Here is a 19,496-nt window from a genome sequence, read left to right as displayed (position 1 = left end):
CTCTGTACCAGGTGGTCGACACCAACGGCGACGGCCAGGTGGCCGCCACCGAGGTGCGCCTGCTCGGCGTCTACAACGGCACGGTCCTCTCGCTCTCCGACATCAACCTCGGTTGATGGCTGGGGGCTGAAGCCCAAGCACGGTAAAAGGGAGGGGCGCCCGCAAGGGCGCCCCTTTCTCTTTGTGCGGACCTATTCTGGCAAGCGGTGTTCCGGCTCCCGATGGCCTCGATCCAAGATGTCTTCACCCATGCCCAGCGGCTTCATGCCGCCGGACACTTCACCGAGGCAGCGGTGTTCGCGCGGGAGGTGCTGCGGCTGGCGCCCGATCATGCCGTCACCCGGCACATGCTCGGCACCGCCTTGTATGCATCCGGCCATGGCGAGGAGGGGCTGGCCCATATCGGCACGGCCATGCTTCTCGATCCGGGCCAGCCGGTCTATGCAGTGAACCAAGCCATCCTGCTTCATTCCCTTGGCCCCAAAGCCGATGCGGCGGCGGCCTTCCACCGCGCCTTGCGGCTGCGGCCGGGCGATGTCCGGTTGCTCGACGGGCTGGGAAGCTGCCTGAGCGAGCAGGGCCATAACCCACAAGCGCTCAGTCCCTTGAAGCACCGGGTGGCGCTGGAACCCGGCGTGTCGGAGGCCTACCGCAAGGTTGCCATCGTTGCCCAGCGTGCCGGCCAGCTGGATGAGGCGCGGCGGGCTTACCGCCGGGCCTGGCGGCTGGGCGGAGGAGACGGGCTTCTGGTGCGTGAGGCGCTGACCTTGCCGACCATTCCCCGCTCAGCGGCCGAAATCGAGGAAAGCCGTGCCCATTGCGCCGCGGTGCTGCAGCTGGCGCGCGGGCACGGGCTGCGCATCGAGGACCCGCTGCGCGAGGTCGGCGTCACCTCCTTTTTCCTGTCCTATCATGGGCTCGATAATCGCGCCCTGAACGGGGAGTTGGCTGCCTTGTACCGGGAAGCTTGCCCTTCCTTGCTCTACACCGCCGCGCATTGCCGGGAGTCCGGACAATCCGGCGGGGCGGAGGACAGGGCCGGCCGGCGGCTCCGCGTCGGCTTCCTCTCCGACTATTTCCACAACCACACCATCGGCATGCTGAACGAGGGGCTGATCGAGCGGCTGTCGCGCGAGCGCTTCGAGGTGGTGCTGTTCCTCACGCCGGGGCCGGACGACGACCTGCGGCGCCACCTGCGCATGGTGGCGGACCGCGCTGTCGACATTCCTAGTGATCTCGATGCCGCACGGCGCATCATCGCCGAGTTGCGGTTGGACGTCCTTTACTATACCGACATCGGCATGTCGCCCTTCACCTATTTCCTCGCATTTGCCCGGCTGGCGCCGTGGCAATGCCTGAGCTGGGGGCATCCGGACACCACCGGCATTCCCACCTTGGACGTCTTCTTGAGCTGCGATGCGATGGAGCCGGAGGATGGCGCGGTTCATTACAGCGAACGCCTGATCCGCTTGCCCGGCCCGACCGTCTGCTACCGGCGCCCGCGGCTGGCCGAACCGCGCAAGACCCGCATCGACTTCGGTCTGCCCGCCGAAAGCCGGCTCTATCTCTGTCCGCAGAGCCTGTTCAAGATTCATCCCGACTATGACGAGGCCCTGGTCGCCATTCTGCGGCGGGACCGTGACGGCATCCTCGTCTTTGTCGATCCGCGCGACCAGGGCGCAGCCCTGGTGCGGCGGCTGGGCGCCAAGGGATCCGATGTGGCCGGTCGCATCCGCCTGTTGCCGGGTCTGGGGACCGCGGATTTCATCGCATTGACCGCCGATGCCGATGTCATGCTCGACCCGTTCCATTACAGCGGTGGCAAGACAAGCCTGGAGGCCCTGGCCTTCGGTACGCCGGTGGTGACCTGGCCCGGCGCCTTTATGCGCGGACGCCATACCTTGGGCTTCTACACGTTGATGGGGCTTGATGACTGCGTGGCGAGCGATCCGGCCGATTATGTCGATCGGGCGGTCCGGCTCGGCACGGATTCGCTGCTGCGCGCCCAGGTCCGGCGGCGCATCCTTGAGCGAAGTGGCGTTCTGTTCGACGACGAGGTGTCGGTCCGGGCGATCGAACGCATTTTTCAGGAGACGGCCTGACCGGAGCGCGGCCAAGCCGTTCCGGGGGTATCCGTGCCGGCTGGCGCGGCGGCGGCACATGCCGCCGAAGCTTTTGATCCTGACAAGTCAGGATCAAAAGCCGTTGGTATCAGTGTGCGGGCAGCGCCGACAGGCGGTCGGCCATCCGCAGGAGCCCCTGGGCCAGCCGGACGATGGCGGGAGAGCCGATGAACAGTTCGCGCAGGGCCGCCCCTTCGCCGAAGCGCAGGACGAAGCCGTTCGGGTTGAAGACCACCGCGATCTTGGCGGCTTCCGACAGGACATGCTGGGTCCGGCCCTGAAACACGGCGTCCAGGATCGACCGGGCCAGTTCGCGGGCGTCCTCCACGTCCAGGCAGGCTATTTCCGGCCCCAGCCGGCTTTCGTTGAACAGGAAGACGCCCTCCAACCGCAAGGCGCCGTCACCCTCTGGTGTTTCGCCTTCGTGCAGAGCGATGTGGGACAGGAATTTGCCGTCCGGAAACAGGACGGTGCGGTCGTCCACCTCGATATTGATGACGAGCTTGCTCCTGGCCGACATGGGACGGGCTTTCTCCGAGAAGGCTGTTCTTGAGGGGCAGGACCGGCGGCCGGGCGACCGGGCTTTCAGGTGGTGGACCGGCGCGCCATTTCCGCCTCGACGAGGCCGGTGACCACGTCGGCCATGCGGCGTTCGGCGCGCCATCCCAGCAGCCGTTCCGCCTTGGCGGAGTTGCCGACGCTGAACGCGATGTCCGACGGCCGCAGCAGGTCCGGATTGCCGCTGACATGACGGCGCCAGTCCAATCCGAAACAGGAGAAGGCCTGGGCGACGAAGTCTTCCAGCCGGTTCGCCTCGCCGGTGGCGATCACGAAATCCTGGGGCTCGTCCAGGGCCAGCATGCGGGCCATGGCGTCGACATATTCCGGGGCCCAGCCCCAATCGCGGGCGATCGACAGCGTCCCCAGTTCCAGAACGTCGGTCTTGCCTTCGGCGATGTCGGCAGCCCCGCGGATGATCTTCTGCGTGACGTAGCGGGTGGGCCGCAGCGGCGATTCATGGTTGAACAGGATGCCGGAGCAGGCGAACAGGCCATAGGCCTCGCGGTAGTTGGCGACCGCCCAGAAGGCGGCGGCCTTGCCCACGCCATAGGGGCTGCGGGGATGAAAGGGGGTGGCTTCGTCCGCCGGCGTCTCGGTGTTGCCGAAACATTCGCTGGAGCAGGCGCTGTAGAAGCGGGTGTCCAGGCCCAGGAAGCGGATTGCTTCCAGGATGTTGATGGTGCTGGAGATGGTGCTGTTGAGCGTTTCGACCGGCTGTTCGAAGGACAGCCCGACCGAGGCCTGGCTGGCGAGATTGTAGATCTCGGCTGGGCGGACCCGGGCGATCACCTCGACCACGCTGCGGAAGTCGGTCAGCACGGAGGAATGGAGGATCACCCGGCCGAAGATGCCGAGCCGCCGGAGGTTGGCGAAACCCGCCATCTCCCGGTCGCGCGAGGTGCCGTGGACCGCATAGCCCTTGTCCAGCAGCAGCTGGGAGAGATAGGCGCCGTCCTGGCCCGAAACGCCGAAGATCAGTGCGGTCTTCGGTTCGCTTCGGGTCATTCCTCCAATGGTCATGGGACGGCGCCTTGAGCGGTCACGGTGAGCAGTCACGGGGGGCTGGCAGGACGATGCCGTCAGCAGGAGGCGGCGTCAGCGGTGATTGTCGCCATCGGCCAGAAGACGCATGTCGGATTCGACCATCTCCCGGACCAGATCGCGGAAAGCGGTGGTGTGCGTCCAGCCCAGCTTCTCGCGCGCCTTGGAGGGGTCGCCCAGCAGCAGGTCGACCTCGGTCGGGCGGAAATAGCGCGGGTCGATGCGGACCACCACCTTGCCGGTCTTCTGGCAGACGCCTTCCTCGTCGACGCCTTCGCCGCGCCATTCGATTCCGCGGCCGACATGGCCAAAGGCCAGCTCCACGAACTCGCGCACGCTGTGGGTCTCGCCGGTGGCCAGCACGTAATCGTCCGGCTCGTCCTGTTGCAGGATGCGCCACATGCCTTCGACATAGTCGCGGGCATGGCCCCAGTCGCGCTTGGCGTCCAGGTTGCCCAGATACAGGCAGTCCTGTTTGCCCTGTTCGATGCTGGCCACCGCCCGGGTGATCTTCCGGGTGACGAAGGTCTCGCCGCGGGTCGGGCCTTCGTGGTTGAACAGGATGCCGTTGTTGGCGTGCATCCCATAGGCCTCGCGGTAGTTCACCGTGATCCAGTAGGCGTACAGCTTGGCCGCGGCATAGGGGCTGCGCGGGTAGAAGGGCGTGGTCTCCCGCTGCGGCGTCTCCTGCACCTTGCCGTACAGTTCCGAGGTGGAGGCCTGATAGAAGCGCGTGGTCTTCTCCATGCCCAGGATGCGGATCGCCTCCAGGAGGCGCAGCGTGCCGATGCCGTCGGCATTGGCGGTGTATTCCGGCGTCTCGAAGCTCACATGCACATGGCTCTGGGCCGCCAGATTGTAGATCTCGGTCGGCTGCACCTGCTGGACCAGACGGATCAGGTTGGTGCTGTCGGTCAGGTCGCCGTAATGCATGAAGAAGCGCACATCCTCCTCATGCGGGTCGCGGTAGAGATGCTCCACCCGGCCCGTGTTGAAGGAGGAGGAACGGCGTTTGATGCCGTGGACGATATAGCCCTTCCCCAGCAGAAGCTCGGCAAGATACGCGCCATCCTGGCCGGTGGCGCCGGTGATGAGGGCAACTTTGCGCAAAGGACCGACCCTTGATCTGTACGGCGTTGATGATCGGGCACTATCCTCAAAGGATCCGGGCAAGGCAAGGGGCGTTGCGCCACGGTCCCAGAGAAGGCACGGCCCATCGAGCCGCGGCATCCCGTCTCCGGCGGCTTCCCGGCATTCCGTGGCGACGCCCGGGCGGGGTAAGGGAGAAGCCGCGGCGCGGCACGAACGGAGTTGAAGCGCCTATCGCGGAACGATAGGGTGCGCGCCGAACGGGCCGGCCATCCCCGGAGGCCCCGGTCGGGTGCGACCGCGGGGCCGGGGCCGGGGGCCGCACAGCACGGATCGTCATGGCTACCGTTGCCGAAGCATTGCAGATCGCCGTGGGACTCCAGCGTGCCGACCGCCTGGACGAGGCGCGTGCGGTTTATCTGCGCATACTGGATGTCGACCCGCGCAATGCCCACGCCCTGCATCTGCTGGGACTGATCGAGCGGCGCCAGAACCGCCGGGACAAGGCGCTGGAACTGATCCGTGCCGCTCTCGGCATCGCGCCGGAAATGGCGGACGCCTCCTGCAATCTCGGCAGCACCCTGTCCGAACTGGGCCGGGTCGACGATGCCGCCGCGGCATTCCGCCGGGCGATCCAGCTCGATCCATCGCTGGAAGGGGCGCATCTGGCGCTTGCCTCCCTGCTGGGTGGACGTGGCGGGCCGCGCGATTGGGCGACGGCCGCCGTGGCCTATCGCCGCGTGCTGCGGCTGAATCCCTACCGTTCCGAAAGCTATCACGACCTCGGCATCGCCTTGCGCCAGGACGGGGCGGTGGAGGAGGCGCAGGCAAGCCAGCGAAAGGCGCTCGCCCTGAATCCGGGCTTCGCCAGTGCCTATGCAAAGCTTGGCAACATCCAGCTCGAATTGGGGGATCCTGCCGGCGCTCTGGTCTGCTTCCGACGCTCGCTCGTCATCGATCCGAGGCAGGGAGACACCCTCTACAACCAGGGCAATGCCCAGCATGCCGCCGGGCTGGCCGATGTGGCGGTCGACAGCTATGTCGGTGCTGCGCGTGCCGGACTCACCATGGCGCTGACCCGGCTGGCCGACGTGCTGACCGGCCTTGGCCGGCAGGCCGAGGCGGAGCAGGTGCTGCGGCTGGCGCTGACCAGTCCGGGCAGCGACGTGCCCGCTGCCATCGACATGCTGTCGGCTTTGCTGGCACAGCAGGGTCGTCATGAGGAGGCGCGGCGCTTTTTCGCCGACTACCGTTATCCGCATGCCGCCGATCCCAACGCCTACCGCATCGACTGCCTGACCGCCGTCGCCGAGAACTGGCTGGCCGCCGGCGAGCTTGACCGTGCGGTGGAGGTGCTGGCCGGCGTGCACGGCCATGGCAGCCGCTTCTTCACCGTGAAATCGATCGCCGGGCTGCAGCAGTCCCTGGCCCGGCAGGGCCGGCGGCTGGAGCGGCCGGCCAATACCGACCCGTCCAAGCCGCGCATCTGTTCGTCCACGCTGGCGACCCACGGGCGCTTTGCCCACAATGTGCTGGAATATGTGCTGCTGCGGCTCTACGCCGAGAAATTCGGCTACCGGCTGGAGACGCCGGATTGGGTCGGCGGCTATTACTTCGACATCGACGACCCCAGGCCCAGCGGCGGGCTGAAGCCGATGCATTTCGCCCGGCGCATCCTGAACGATCTGGTCACCGGGCGGCGCGACGACCCACGCCCCGGCGTCGACATCCTCTCGCCGCTGTTCCTGTTCGAGCATCGCGAGGAGTGGCGCGAGCGGGTGCAGTCCTGGCTGCGGCCGCGGCCCGAATGGCTGCCCCATGTCGACCCGGTGATGCAGGCGCTCAAACGCCGCGGCAACACGGTGGTGGCCCTGCACATCCGCCGCGGCGACTTCGTCTGGTTCCGCTACACCATCACCGAGACCTCCTGGTACGTCGACTGGCTGAAGGCGCTGTGGCCGACGCTCGATCGGCCGGTGCTCTACATCGCCACCGACGACCCGGCGACCATCGGCGATTTCGCGGCGTTCTCGCCTCTCTCCCTGGCCGATCTGGCGAAGGACGGGTCGGCGGAACCATGGAGAGGGCTGGAGTTCCTGCAGGACTTCCACGTTCTGATGAACGCCGACGTGCTGGGCGTCAGCGCCCAGAGCGGCTACAGCCAGCTGGCGGCCCTGCTGAACCGCAACGCCCGCCTGTTCGTCGAACCGGATGCGGCGGCGCAGCGGATCAGGCCCTATTCCCCCTGGACGGCGTCGTCCAAGACCCCTTAAGACCACCACCATCACGACCAAAGCGACGCCCTCAGCGGGCGGGAGGGCAGCCCCATGGATCTCGCGACCAAGGAATTCTACGACGATTTCTGGCCCCGTTTCGTGCCGATCTACGACGAGACCAAGAAGTATATGCTGGAGACGCTGACCGAGCGGCAGATCGGCCGGGCGCTGGATGCCGGCTGCGGCCACGGCATCTGCTCCGTCATCCTGTCGGAAATGGCGGAGCAGGTGGTGTCGGTCGACGTGTCGTCGGACAGCCTCGCCACCGCCCGCCAGCAGGCCCAGCGCTTCGGCCGCGACAACATCGAGTTCCATCACCAGGATCTCCAGGAACTGGACCCGAAGCTGGGGCCGTTCGATCTGGTGTGGTGCTGGGGTGTGGCGATGATGGCGCCCGACCCGATGAAGGTGATGCGCAACCTGATGGCCGTCACCAAGCCGGGCGGCACCGTCTATCTCGGCCTCTACCTGAAGACCTGGCTGTCGCCGGTGCATGAGGGCGTGCGCCATTTCTGCCGCGCCTACATGGACACGCCGGCCCGGCGCAAGCTGGTCGGCGGCTTCTTCACCGGCCTGACCAAGGTCGCCTGCCTGCTGAAGGGGCAGGAGATCAACCGCCGCGCCGACAACGTGTCGATCCAGGCCCAGGTCGAGGACTGGTACTATCCGCCCTACAAGACCTTCTATTCGATCGAGGAGATCGTCGCACTCTTCGAACGCAACGGCTTCAAGGCCGAATGCATCCAGGACCGTCTGGGCCGGATGAAGAGCGCCACGATCTTCGTGATCCGGGCGACGAAGAATGCCTGAGGCGGCGGCGGGACAGGAGGGCCGGACGGTTGCGTCCGATCGGGAGAAACCCGACTGGGAGGAACTGGGCCGGTTGCTGTCCCGCGGCTACATCGACAGCGGCTTCATCGGCGGCGTCACCCGCGTGCCGGTCGCCGACGTCGTGCGCGACATGCTGTCGGAGGCGCGCGCCGACGAGCAGGTGGCGGAACTGCGGCGCACCGCCGCGGCGGCCGGCGTCGACGCGGACGGGGCCCGCATCCTGGAGGTCGGATCCGGCTGCGGGATGACCGTGGTGCGCGGGCGCACGGCCCATGGGCTCGACATCCACGGCATCGAGCCCAGCATGGGCGAATACAGCTCCACGCTCGACGTCTGCCGCCGGCTGATCGATCATTACGGCCTGCCGGCCGACGCGGTGCGGGACGCAACCGGCGAGGCGATCCCCTTCGCGGATGCCAGCTTCGACATCGTCTATTCCTCCAACGTGCTGGAGCATGTCGGCGACCCGGCGGCGGTGCTGGACGAGGCGTTGCGCGTGCTGAAGCCGGGCGGGCTGCTGCTGGTCGTCGTGCCCAACTACGGCTCCTGGTGGGAAGGACATTACGGCATCCTGTGGCTGCCGCGGATGCCGGCCGGGCTGGCCAAGCTCTATGTCCGGCTGTTCGGGCGCGACCCGGCCTATGTCGACACCCTCAACCTGATCGACCGTCCCTGGTTCGACCGCTGGCTCGGCCGCCATCCCGGCAGGCTGGAGGTGCTGGACTGGGGCTGGGGCGTCTTCGAGCAGCGCCTGCGCACATTGGGTTTCGGCGACTGGGCGGCGCTGTCGGTCGCCAAGCGCATCGTCACCTTCGTCCACCGCTCCGGCCTGCTGGAGCCGGCGATCTGGCTCGCCCGGCGCCTGCATTGGGAAACGCCGATCATCTTCGTGGCGCGCAAGAAGGAATAGCGGGGACGGAGCCGAGCGGCCGAAACCTGTCTTCCGTCCCACCGACCGAGGGCGGGCGTAAAACCCGATGTGTCAGGCTTTACGCCTGACGGTATGACAGGAAAGCCGGTCCGCTTCTGACGACGGAGGCAGCAGGCTGGGGGCCAGACCGGCGGCCTTCGCCTCTGCGGCACGGGCAAGGTCGCGGGCGATGCGGGCCATCGGGGCGGACCAGTCCCACTGGTAGTCCTGACGATAGATTCGCAGCGACGGATACCAGATGCTCTTCTCCGCATCGTTCATCCAGCGCCAGTCCATCCGGTATGGGGCCGGCAGCCAGACGGGAGCCCCGAGCGCGCCGGCGACGTGCAGAACGGCACTGTCGATGGCGATCACCAGATCCAGTGTCTCGATCACCGCTGCGGTGTCGAGGAAGGCATCCGGCCCGGCATCGAACTCCGGTCCCGGTCGGTGGAGCAACGCCTCGTCGGCATCGGACAGGCGTTTGGCGGCATTGTCCTGTTTTTGCAGATTGACCAGACTAACCCCTGGAATGGTGGCCAGCGGCCGGACGAAATCGAAGGGGATCGACCGCTTGAGATCGGGGCCGCGGCGTTCGTCGCCATTGGTCCAGCAGATGCCGACGCGCAACCCTTCCAGGCCCGCCAGCCGCTCCGCCCAGTGCTTCACCCGGTTGGGTTCGGCAGATAGATAGGGGCGGTTCGGTATGCTGTCGGGTGTCGAACCCAGCAGATGGGGCAGGCTGAGAATCATTGCCCGTCCGCGGGCCTTGGGAAGACGATCCGGATTGAAGCGGACATTGCCCGGTGTGTCCAACAAGGTCGACAGCAGACGGCGCAGCGGTGGTGGGCAGACGACGGCGACCTCTCCGCAGATGCGGGCGATTTGTGGGACGAAGCGCACGAAATGGATCATATCGCCCCAGCCGCCCTCGCTCTTGATGATCACCGCATCATCGGGGAGTGGGCGGCCATGCCAGACGGGAATGGGGTTCGGTTCGTTCCGGAACCAAATATTGTTCTTGCGCGCTTCCATATCGGCCATGCCGCCGACAAAGTCACCGAGCCGTAACCGGTTGAGGCCGGCGATGTGACGGGCATCGGTGATTTCCGGCTGCACGCGCAGGGCGCGGCGGGCGAAGGTCAGGGACTCCATCGTCCGCGCCAATTCCTCCAGGACCAGCGCCATCTGCAGATTGGCCACCCCATGGTCGGGATGGAGCGTGAGCGCATAGCGGGCCTGGCTCAGCGCCTCGTTCAAACCAGCCGCCTGAGAGGTGGGGGTGTTCACCAGCGCTTCGCTCAGCAGGATGCGGGCCTCCTGGTGGTCCGGCCGCAGCGTGGCGGCGCAGCGCAGCGGCAACAGCGCCTGGCCCGCCTTGCCCTGGCGCATCAACGAGATCCCCAGCGCGAACAACCCCTCCGCGTCGGCCGGGTCCAGCGTCGCCACTTGCCGAAGCAGCCTTTCGCTGCCGACATGGTCGCCATTGGTCTGCAGGGTGCGGCGCAGGTTGTGCCGGGCGCCCTGCATGTACGGCTCCACATGCAGGGCCCGCCGCATCAGGGGGATCGCGCGGTCCGTCCGGTTCAGCCGCTTCTCGATCAGCCCCAGCAGATGGAGGCCGTCGGGGTGGGACGGGTCGACCGCGAGCAGAAGGCGATAAAGTTGCCGGGCCTCCTCCGCGCGGTCGCTCTGATGCGCATCGACGGCACGGATGAGGAACTGCTGCGAAACGGACATGGGGCTGGAACTCGCAGAGGTACTGAAAGATGTGCGGCGGTTATGGGGAAAGCCGACGCCCGAATGCAATCATCGTCAGTCGGGCATCGTCAATCGGGCCGCCGCTTGTCTGTCCGGAACCCCGTCCGGTAGAGGGCGATCAGAGACTTCCATTCGAGCGCCCGGTTCTCCCAGCGGTAATTGGCGGTGATCACCTGCCGCTGGTGCCTGAGCGAGGTCCTGAGTTCCGCTCCATCGCCGTCGCGCCACTGCCTGACCTTGGCGATCAGGGCGGCGGCGAAGGCCTCTTCGAAGGCGTCGCCACCCTCGCCATAGGGAACCATGGTGGCGAAGCCGGCGGCGCTTTCCGGCAGCGCGCCGCGGTCCGTACAGACGAGGCTGCAGCCGGCGGCGAGCGCCTCGATGGGGGCGATGCCGGAGGTCTCCTCGAAGGCGGTGGGATAGGCGACGATCGCGGTATCCAGCAGCCGTTCGGTCAGGCGGGCATGGGACAGCGGGCCGCGGTATTCGGCGCCCTCCATGGTCATGCCGCTGAGCAGGCGATGGATGGGATCGTCCGCCTGCGCGACGCCGTAGATCGACTGCCCGGAATAGACGGCCAGCGTCGCGGCCGGGCAGTCGGCCCGCACCGCCGGCCACAGCTTCAGCAGGGTGTCCAGCCCGCGCGTCGGCGCCGAGACATAGGCCACCTCCAGCGCCGTCCGCTTGGCATCGAACAGCCCCGCCTCGTCATCACGCTGCCGCAGGACGAAGGGGTTGCAGGCGTTGCGGATCACATGGCACCGCTCCGCCGGAATGGTGTCCTTGAACTTCTCCAGGAAGACCCGCTTCTGCCATTCGCTGACGAACACGATACCGTCGGCGGAGCGCGCATGGTCGGTGTCCAGGTAGTGGGCCAGGCATTTCAGGTCGTGGAACCACACGTCATGCTGGATATGGACCCACAGGAAGGTGGGCACGGAGGGAAGGAACCGCTTCACCGACGTCACGTTGTCGGCGTTGTTGCTGACGATGACCGCCTCGACCCCGCTCAGGTCTCCGGCCGTGACCTTGGTGCAGTCGACGATCCTGACCCCGCTGCGGCGCATGTCCGGGTCGGAAGCGATGGCGAGCATGACGTCGTGCCCCTCGGCGGCGAGGCTGTCGGACAGGTAGATCAGCGACGAGGCGATCCCGCCCATTCCCTCCGCTTCGCTGTAGGCATCGCTCGCCTTCGTCACGCGGGAGTCGATGATGAGGAGCTTCATGGGTCGAAAAGCCTTTTTCGGAAGGGCGACAGGCTGCACGGGGCCGGTGGGCGACCCGGGAGTTATAGGCTGCCTGCCGGCCGGTTTCATAGCATCTGCATCCGCCGGACGGCAGGCACCGGATGACGGGCGCTTCATGTTGAAAAAGCGGGCGGACTGTCCGAGATTGCCGCCTTCCTCTCATCCTCCGCCGCGACAGGCGGGGGCGACGACCCCCGCACAAGTCAGGCCGATCGATGCGTCAGCGCCTTCAATTCACCGCCCCGGGCCAGTTCGAGAGCCTGCTGAGGCAGTGCGTCCACCATCTGTCCGTCGATCCGGCGGATGCCAACCAGTGGTTCATCCTGGCCCAGGGGCTGGAAGGCGTCAGGCGGGACGGGCAGGCGCTTCGCCTCGCGCGCCGGGCGATGGCCCTGTTTCCCGGCCAGCCCGTTCTGCTGCGCTTCGTCGGGGCGCTGTCCAAGCGCCTGAACCGGCTGGACGAGGCGAAGGACTGCTATGGCGAGATTGCCCGTCTTCTGCCCGGCGACGAGGAAGCCCTGGCCGAACTGGCCGATATCGACAGCCGGCAGCGCATCCTGACCGCCCCCCTGCGCGTCCGGGCGGAGCCGAAGGGGACGCCGTCCGCTCCGATCACCGTCAACCTTCTGTACAAGTGGTGGGGCCAGCCCTGGCTGCGGCAGACCCCCGGCGGCGCCGGGCGCTGGGGAAACCATCAGTTCGTCGCCAACCGACAGGAGGGGCGGTCGGACTGGGTGGTGGTCTACGAGGATCTGGACGTGCCCAGGACGGTGACCTGCCGGCAGGGCAACCTCGTGCTGGCGACCGGGGAACCGCCGTCCCTCTCCCGCTACAGCCGCGGGTACCTGGACCAGTTCGATCTGATCGTCACCTCCCACGAGGAACTGGTCCATCCCCGTGTCCTGCTGTCCCAGGTTCCGCTGCCCTGGCACATCGGGCTGTCCGATGCGGAGGCCTGGCCCGGATCGGGACCCATCGACTACGATCTGCTGTCCGGCGTGACCGGGCTGGACAAGGCCTTCGCCGTCTCCGCCATCGTGTCGGACAAGACGCTCACCGAGGGGCATGTCGTCCGGGGGGAGTTTCTGCGCCGGCTGAAGACCCTCATGGGGGACAAGCTTCATCTGTACGGCCGGGGCCATTGCGAGGTCGCCACCAAATGGGCGGCAATCGCTCCGTACAAATTCCACCTGTGCATAGAGAATTACCAGAGCAACCATTACTGGACGGAAAAGCTTTCCGACGCTTATCTCGGCTGGTCGATCCCCATCTATCACGGCTTCGCCAGGATCAGGGAGGCGTTCGACCCATCGACCTTCTGCGAGATCGACCTCCGCGATCCGGATGCGACATACCGGCGGATCATGGATTTCATGGAAAAGCACCGGGACACCGATGTGTCGACGCTGTTGGCCCGGCAACGTGCAGTCGTCCTGAACGGCCACAACATGTTCAACCGCCTGGCCGAGATCTGTGCCGATGCCAGGGGCGACGCCTGGCGCCAGGTGACCCTTCATCCCGAGGTTTCCTTCCAGAAAGGCCGCTGACGGTTCGCCCTGTCTTTGGTCGGGGTCTTTGGTCAGGGCGGGGATCGGGGCGGCCGGGCTCAATTGACCGGCCAAATTGGCCTGTGCTATGCCGCCGAAAGGGCCCAGGGCCGGACGAGGCGCCGTTTTCTTCGCCCAAACGCCTCTTTCCTCTTTTTTTCCGCTCCCTCTTTTTCTGCTCAAGGCCACGCCATGGGACACGTCACCGACCGCGCCATCGAACTGTACAAGGCCGGGCGTCGCGAAGAGGCGCTGTCCCTGGCCGAGCAGGTGCTGCGCGACGATCCCGCCGACCGCGACGCGCTGAGCCTGGCTGGCGCCGTCCTGTTCCAGACCGACCGGTTGGACGAGGCGGAGCGGCTGCTGCGCCGGCTGCTGGCCCATCATCCGCTGTTCGCGCAAGGTCGCGTCAATCTGGCGGTGGTCCTGCTGGCGCGCGGAGCCCAGCAGGAGGCCGTCGGCCATCTGCGCGTCGCCTGCCTGCTGACGCCCGGCGACGCGGATGTGCAGGGCCGGCTCGCCAACCTCCTGCACGGGGGCGGCGATTACGTCGCGGCCGCGCGCCACATGAGCCATGCCGCCCGGCTCTGCCCGACGGACCCTGGCCGGCAGGTCCAGCTGGCGGTGGCGCTGCTGTCGCACTGCGCCTATGCCCAGGCGGTCGAGGTGCTGGCCCCCGTCGTGGCGCGGAACCCCGACCATGCCGATGCCCGCAACCATCTGGCCGCGGCCTGGCTGTCGCTCGGCCGTCCGGACCTGGCGGAAGAGACGCTGCTGGCGGCCTGCCCCGTTCCGTCCGGGGCCAAGCCGGCTATCGGGCAGCCCGGCGTCATGCTGACCCGTGCCCGGCTCTACCGCCGAGTCGCCGCGGAGGCCTGCCGGCCCCACACGCCGGAGGGGCTGCTGGTCCGGGCTCCCTTCTCCGTGCTGTCGGGCTACGGCGACTTCGCCCAGCATTTCGTGTGCAGCCTGATGGAGTGCGGGACGCCCCTGCGGCTGGCCGGACTGCTGGAGGAGGAAAGCTGGCGTCCGGCCTTCACCGACCCGATCCTACAGGCGGCGGCCCGGCGGCTCGGCGATCCGATGCGGGCGCGGCTGGCGCTCAGCGTGCTGACCCCGCCGTTGGTGGAACCGATCCCCGGTCTGCCGGCGGTCAATTACACCATGTTCGAGGGGCCGCGCATCCCGGCCTCCTGGGCCGCCTGCAACCGGGAGCATGAGCTGGTCATCGTGCCGACCGACTCCTCGCGCCTTGCCTGGATCGCCGCCGGCCACCCGGAGGACCGCATCCGCGTCTGTCCGCCCGGCATCGCCCCCCACCCGGCCGATGCGTCGGCGTCGCCGCTGCCCATCGCCGGCCCGCGCGGACGCAGCGTGATGGATTACCGGGTGCGTGTCCTCAACATTTCCGATTTCGTCGCGCGCAAGAACCTGGACGGGCTGCTGCGGGTCTGGCTGCGCGCCACCCGCGCCGACGACGACGCCATCCTGATCCTGAAGGTGGGCAAGGGCGGATCGGCGCTTGCCGGCGAGGTCCGCCGTCTGGTCGGGCAATGCATTCAGGCCACCGGGCGTCGGCTGGAGGATGCCGCCCCCATCGCCCTGCTGACCGACCGCTACGACGAGGCGGCGATCGCCGGCATCTATGCCATGGCGACCCATTATTTCAGCCTGTCGCACGGCGAGGGCTGGGACCTGCCGATCACCCGCGCCGGCTGTCTGGGGGCCGGGCTGATCGCCCCCAGGCACAGCGCCTACACCGCTTATCTGAACGACCGCGTCGCCCACCTGATCCCCTGCACCACCGGTCCGGCGCTGATGCCCTACAGCACCGACTATTACCCGCCCTTCCATGGGCTGGACTGGTGGCACCCGGACGAGGATGCCGCGGTCGACATCCTGGCCCGCGTCATTCGCGATCCCGAGGGCGAGCGCCGCGCCGCGGCCCGCCATCTGATGGACAGCTTCACCTGGGACGCCGCCGCCCGCCGCCTGCTCGACGCCCTGGACGGGGTGGGGCGCTAGAGTGCGATCGGTTCAAGAGGGATTGCTTGGAGCGTGAATCACACGGAAGACCAAAAGATTAGAGTCTGTCTGGTGCCTATTGAAGCGCCAGACAGGCTCTAATCTTCAAGCACGAAGCGGCGGCCGTGCAGGATGATGCTGGGGCGGAGCCCCTCCTGCCTGACGCTGCGCAGGGCGCGGATGCGGCGTTCCATTTCCTGCGCGCCGATATCCGGCGGCAGGGTGCGCAGCGCATCCAGCGCCTTCGCCGTGCAGCGGCGGCTGTGGTCCCAGGCAAGATCCGTGCGGTGCAGCGGCCGGCCGGTCGCCGCCAGCTGCGGCGCCAGCATCACGAACAGCTGGACCAGCGCCGTATGGGTCTGGTCGATCAGCCAGACCGGGTCGGGATCGGCGGGCAGGGCGAAGGTCAGCGCGCCGACGATCGGGCCGGCATCCACCCGCTCCGCCATCTCATGGGCGGTGACCCCATACTGCGTCACTCCGTCATAGAGCGCGAAAGCGAAGGGATGGCGGCCGGGATAGGCGGGCGGGGCGGGGTGGAAATTGTAGGACGGACCTGATACCCGGCGCAGCAGCCCGGCCGGCACCACGCAGTTGGTCCGGAAGGCGACGAGGCGGTCGACCTGTCCGCATCCCGCCATCGCAGCCTCCAACTGGGACCGGTCGGCCGCCGTCACCACGGTCAGGTCGGGGTTGGCGCCGGCGAGGATGGCGGCGAGATGGCGCGCATCCTCCGGCTGGGACAACAGGACCAGGGTGGCGGGCATGCCCGGATTCCCTCACTGCGTGGCGTCGACGAACGCCTCGGCGAAGGCACGCCATGTGCGTTCGGTGCGGATGAAGGCCTTGGCGCGGGCGGCGCGCGCCCTGGCGGCGGCACGGTCGGCGTAGATCCGCTCCAGCGCCTCCACCAGCTCGTCGACCGAGGATTCGCCCCAGCCGAAGCGGCTGCCGTCACGGTCGGCGACTGGAACCTGATGGTCCAGCGTCAGGCACAGGTCGTCGCCCTGGGTCGGGCTCTTCAGCAGGTCGCGGTGGCCGGTGTTGTTGGAGAGCACCACCGGGACGCCGCAGGCCATCGCCTCCATGGCGACGAGATTGGTCGCCCCCTCGCAGCGGTTGGGGAAGAGGGCGGCGTCGCAGTCGGCCAGGACGCGTGCGATCTGGTGGCGGCCGAGGAAGCCCAGGTCGACGAAGCCGTCCTCGTCGGCGCCGTTCTCCATCGCCCAGCTCTTCACGTCGATCATGTTGTTGGGCAGGATCCGCGGCGGTTTGGGTGCCAGCGGCGATTCCGCCATGGTCATGCCGACCTCCGGCCAGGCGTTCTGCCAGGCGGTGACCAGCAGAGCGTCGGGATGGCGCTGACGGAAACGCAGGAAGGCGGCCAGCACGATGTCCTGGCCCTTGCGGAATTCCAGCTTGCCGCCGGAGAAGACGACGAAGCGGTCGCCGAAGCGGCCGCTCGGTTCGGCCTCCACCATCTCGGTCGGGTCGATGCCCTGGAAGGCGAGGCCGACATTGTCGAAGCCCCAGATCTCCAGGAGCTGCCTGTTGTAGGTGGAATGCACGACGATGCGGTCGTACTGGCGGGCGCGGTCCATCACCTCGGGCGTGAAGCGGGTTTCCTCGTAGGCGATGACGCCGATGTTGCGCCGGCCGCGGAAGCGCATCGACGGGCCGCCGGCGGTGAAGCCGTTGCCCAGCGCGTGCAGGACGTCGAACTCCTTCAGCAGCAGCATGTGGCCCTTGGCGTTGTCGGCCATGGCGGTGACCTGCTGGTAGGGGCCCTCCAGGGGCTGCAGCTTTGCGCGGTTCTCCGGACGCAGGGTGCCCATCAGCGGCTTTTCCAGCAGCAGAGGCGGCCGGCCGACATCGGCGAGGTAAAGGGCGGTGTGGACACCCACCAGCCCCCAGCCGTGGACCTCCGTGAGCTGCCAAGTGAAAGCCAAGTTCGGAATCATGACGGGAACCTTAGGTCTGGCCGCCCATATCGGCAGCTGGAGGATGCTTGGCACAAGATGCCTGGTACAGGATGCCCGGTACAGGATGCTTGACCGGCGCAAGCGGGCGGACGATCCCGCGCCGGGCCGGCGCTTGTCAAGTCGAGCGGGAGCGGACTGGATTCCCTGCATTCCGGATGCTACGACAACGGCGGCTTTCCATAGCGGCATGGTGCTCAAGGTGCGGACGGAATCGCTTTTCTCCCTGGAGGGCAAACGGGTCTGGGTGGCCGGGCATCGCGGCATGGCGGGAGCGGCCATCGTCCGCCGGCTGGAGCGCGAACCCTGCGACCTGCTCACCGTCGGCCGCGACCGCGTCGACCTGCGCCGCCAGTCGCAGGTCGAGGACTGGATGGCCGAAGCGAAGCCGGATGTGGTCTTCGTCACCGCCGCCACCGTCGGCGGCATCCTTGCCAACTCCACCCGGCCGGCCGAATTCCTCTACGACAATCTGGCGATCGAGACGAACATCATCCATGGCGCCTACCGGACGGCTGTGAAGAAGCTGGTCTTCCTCGGCTCCTCCTGCATCTACCCGCGGCTGGCCGAGCAGCCGATGCGCGAGGACGCCCTGCTGACCGGCCCGCTGGAGCCGACCAACGAGTGGTACGCCATCGCCAAGATCGCCGGCATCAAGATGTGCCAGGCCTATCGGCGCCAGTATGGCTGCGACTTCATCTCGGCGATGCCGACCAACCTCTATGGTCTGAACGACAATTTCGACCTGCAGGGGGGCCATGTCGCCGCAGCATTGCTGGCCAAGATCCACCGCGCCAAGGTGGAAGGGCTGCCCTTCGTCGAGCTGTGGGGCACCGGGTCGCCCAAGCGCGAGTTCCTGTTCGCCGACGATCTGGCCGACGGTCTGCTCTTCCTGACCCGGAACTATTCGGACGAGCCGCACGTCAATGTCGGCACCGGCAGCGAGGTGTCGATCCGCGAACTGGCCGACCTGATCCGCGACGTCGTCGGCTATGAGGGCGAGTTCCGTTACGATACCTCCAAGCCGGATGGCAGCCCGCGCAAGCTGATGGACGTCAGCCGGATGACGGAGATGGGCTGGACCGCCCCCACCGCCCTGCGCGACGGCTTCGCCACCACCTATCGCTGGTTCCTGGAGAACGTCGATCGGGGCGGCCTGCGGGGGCTGTGACCAGGATCGGGGGTCAGGGGAGCCGGACCTGCACCTGCTCCTCCGGCCAGCCGGAGGCCACCGCGTCCGGCGTGCTGAACAGCAGGTTGGGGAAGTGGTTGGCGCGGATCGCGGTGCCGGCCGGGATCAGCTTGGGCAGCGACCCGTCATGGTTCAGCAGGAAGGTGGCGTAGCCGAAGCCTTCCATCAGGCCGCGCAGCCCCGCCTGGGAGCCGCCCATCTGCTCCAACCCGAACTCGTGCAGTTCGGCGATCACGTAGGGCACCCGGCGGTCGCGCAGCAGGGCGCCGGCTCCCGTCAGGATGCGCTGCTCGGCCCCCTCGGTATCGATCTTGATCAGGCGTGGCACCTGCAGCCCGGCCTCCACCACCGCCGTCCCGAGCGTCGTCGCCTGCAGGCTGTGGGCGACCGGCGTGGCGCGCGACCGCTCGTTGGCCGGGAAGCGGCCGGGATCCCACAGGGCGTTGCCGCCGCTGTCGTCGCTGTTGATGAAGAAGCTGACCCGCCCCTCGGCATCGCTGAGCGGACGGTCCAGCACCGTCACGTGGCTGAAGCCGTTGAGGGCGATGTTGTTTCTCAGCCGCTCCAGGTTGTCGGCCCCCGGCTCTACCGACAGCACCCGTCCGGACGGCCCGGTCAGGGCGCCCAGCAGGATGGTGAAGAAGCCGGCATTGGCGCCGATGTCCACCACGCAGTCGCCCTCGCGCACCAGCCGGGTCAGCGCCAGGGACACGTCCGGTTCGTAGAAGCGCCCGCCCCGGATCCAGTCGGCGATCGTCCGCTCGTTGGTGTGGCGGTCGTCCAGGTCCAAAAGGATTTTGGGCTGGCGGTCCGGCAGGTCCAGGACGATGTCGATGACCGGCATGAAGGGCTCCCGTAAAAGGCGGGCGTTTGTCGGGATGCCCTTCATACCGGTTGCGGACTGTGCCGGCAAT

At 67.5% G+C, this 19,496-nt stretch carries 15 protein-coding genes; 7 read left to right on the top strand and 8 right to left on the bottom strand.

Translation table 11 applies throughout. The features are described from left to right. Positions 1-221 precede the first annotated feature (221 nt). Complete coding sequence (locus tag J2848_RS33700; protein ID WP_149233343.1) at positions 222-2,102, top strand: O-linked N-acetylglucosamine transferase, SPINDLY family protein; 1,881 nt, start codon at positions 222-224, stop codon at positions 2,100-2,102. 109 nt (positions 2,103-2,211) lie between these two features. On the opposite strand, the gene J2848_RS33695 is transcribed toward J2848_RS33700, so the two are convergent. The 3 genes from J2848_RS33695 to gmd all read right to left on the bottom strand — a co-directional run bounded on the left by J2848_RS33695 (position 2,212) and on the right by gmd (position 4,835). Beyond that, a complete protein-coding gene (locus J2848_RS33695; protein ID WP_149233344.1) occupies positions 2,212-2,643 on the bottom strand; it encodes a hypothetical protein in 432 nt (143 codons plus the stop codon). A gap of 65 nt (positions 2,644-2,708) precedes the next feature. Then, a complete protein-coding gene (locus J2848_RS33690; RefSeq protein WP_246194071.1) occupies positions 2,709-3,689 on the bottom strand; it encodes a GDP-mannose 4,6-dehydratase in 981 nt (326 codons plus the stop codon). Positions 3,690-3,779: 90 nt separating this feature from the next. Further along, on the bottom strand, positions 3,780-4,835 hold the full coding sequence (gene gmd, locus J2848_RS33685) for a GDP-mannose 4,6-dehydratase (protein ID WP_246194072.1): 1,056 nt from the start codon (positions 4,833-4,835) through the stop codon (positions 3,780-3,782). 317 nt (positions 4,836-5,152) lie between these two features. Between gmd and J2848_RS33680 the strand changes: the two genes are divergently transcribed. Genes J2848_RS33680 through J2848_RS33670 form a run of 3 tightly spaced genes read left to right on the top strand, consistent with a single transcriptional unit; the run spans position 5,153 to position 8,831 of the window. Continuing rightward, complete coding sequence (locus J2848_RS33680; RefSeq protein WP_149233347.1) at positions 5,153-7,087, top strand: tetratricopeptide repeat protein; 1,935 nt, start codon at positions 5,153-5,155, stop codon at positions 7,085-7,087. A gap of 54 nt (positions 7,088-7,141) precedes the next feature. Continuing rightward, positions 7,142-7,900 carry a class I SAM-dependent methyltransferase gene (locus tag J2848_RS33675; protein ID WP_149233348.1) on the top strand — a complete coding sequence of 253 codons (759 nt, stop codon included), beginning with the start codon at positions 7,142-7,144 and terminating at the stop codon, positions 7,898-7,900. Further along, positions 7,893-8,831, top strand: a complete 939-nt coding sequence (locus J2848_RS33670; RefSeq protein WP_149233349.1) for a class I SAM-dependent methyltransferase — start codon at positions 7,893-7,895, stop codon at positions 8,829-8,831. Before J2848_RS33675 ends, J2848_RS33670 begins: the two co-directional genes overlap by 8 nt. A gap of 72 nt (positions 8,832-8,903) precedes the next feature. Here the strand turns inward: J2848_RS33670 and J2848_RS33665 are convergent, their stop codons facing one another. Together J2848_RS33665 and J2848_RS33660 are read right to left on the bottom strand one after the other, a co-directional pair. Beyond that, positions 8,904-10,571 carry a tetratricopeptide repeat-containing glycosyltransferase family protein gene (locus tag J2848_RS33665; protein WP_149233350.1) on the bottom strand — a complete coding sequence of 556 codons (1,668 nt, stop codon included), beginning with the start codon at positions 10,569-10,571 and terminating at the stop codon, positions 8,904-8,906. Between the two features lie 89 nt (positions 10,572-10,660). Continuing rightward, entirely contained in the window at positions 10,661-11,818 is a 1,158-nt protein-coding gene (locus tag J2848_RS33660) for a glycosyltransferase family 4 protein (protein ID WP_170307152.1), read from the bottom strand. Between the two features lie 236 nt (positions 11,819-12,054). Between J2848_RS33660 and J2848_RS33655 the strand changes: the two genes are divergently transcribed. Together J2848_RS33655 and J2848_RS33650 are read left to right on the top strand one after the other, a co-directional pair. Next, positions 12,055-13,386, top strand: a complete 1,332-nt coding sequence (locus J2848_RS33655; RefSeq protein WP_149233352.1) for a glycosyltransferase family 10 domain-containing protein — start codon at positions 12,055-12,057, stop codon at positions 13,384-13,386. Between the two features lie 192 nt (positions 13,387-13,578). Further along, positions 13,579-15,411, top strand: a complete 1,833-nt coding sequence (locus J2848_RS33650; RefSeq protein ID WP_149233353.1) for a tetratricopeptide repeat protein — start codon at positions 13,579-13,581, stop codon at positions 15,409-15,411. Between the two features lie 98 nt (positions 15,412-15,509). Here the strand turns inward: J2848_RS33650 and J2848_RS33645 are convergent, their stop codons facing one another. Next, positions 15,510-16,178, bottom strand: coding sequence for a formyltransferase family protein (locus tag J2848_RS33645; protein WP_149233354.1), 669 nt, complete (start codon positions 16,176-16,178; stop codon positions 15,510-15,512). 12 nt (positions 16,179-16,190) lie between these two features. Continuing rightward, positions 16,191-17,360: a glycosyltransferase family 4 protein gene (locus tag J2848_RS33640; RefSeq protein WP_246194073.1), complete on the bottom strand. Its 1,170-nt coding sequence runs from the start codon at positions 17,358-17,360 to the stop codon at positions 16,191-16,193. A gap of 220 nt (positions 17,361-17,580) precedes the next feature. Between J2848_RS33640 and fcl the strand changes: the two genes are divergently transcribed. Continuing rightward, complete coding sequence (fcl, locus tag J2848_RS33635) at positions 17,581-18,561, top strand: GDP-L-fucose synthase (RefSeq protein WP_170307153.1); 981 nt, start codon at positions 17,581-17,583, stop codon at positions 18,559-18,561. A gap of 13 nt (positions 18,562-18,574) precedes the next feature. On the opposite strand, the gene J2848_RS33630 is transcribed toward fcl, so the two are convergent. Next, on the bottom strand, positions 18,575-19,426 hold the full coding sequence (locus J2848_RS33630) for an FkbM family methyltransferase (RefSeq protein ID WP_149233356.1): 852 nt from the start codon (positions 19,424-19,426) through the stop codon (positions 18,575-18,577). Between the last annotated feature and the right edge of the window lie 70 nt (positions 19,427-19,496).

It is taken from the genome of Azospirillum lipoferum, from assembly GCF_024170005.1.
Taxonomy (GTDB): Bacteria; Pseudomonadota; Alphaproteobacteria; order Azospirillales; family Azospirillaceae; genus Azospirillum; species Azospirillum lipoferum.
This window is presented reverse-complemented; position numbering and strand designations above follow the sequence as displayed.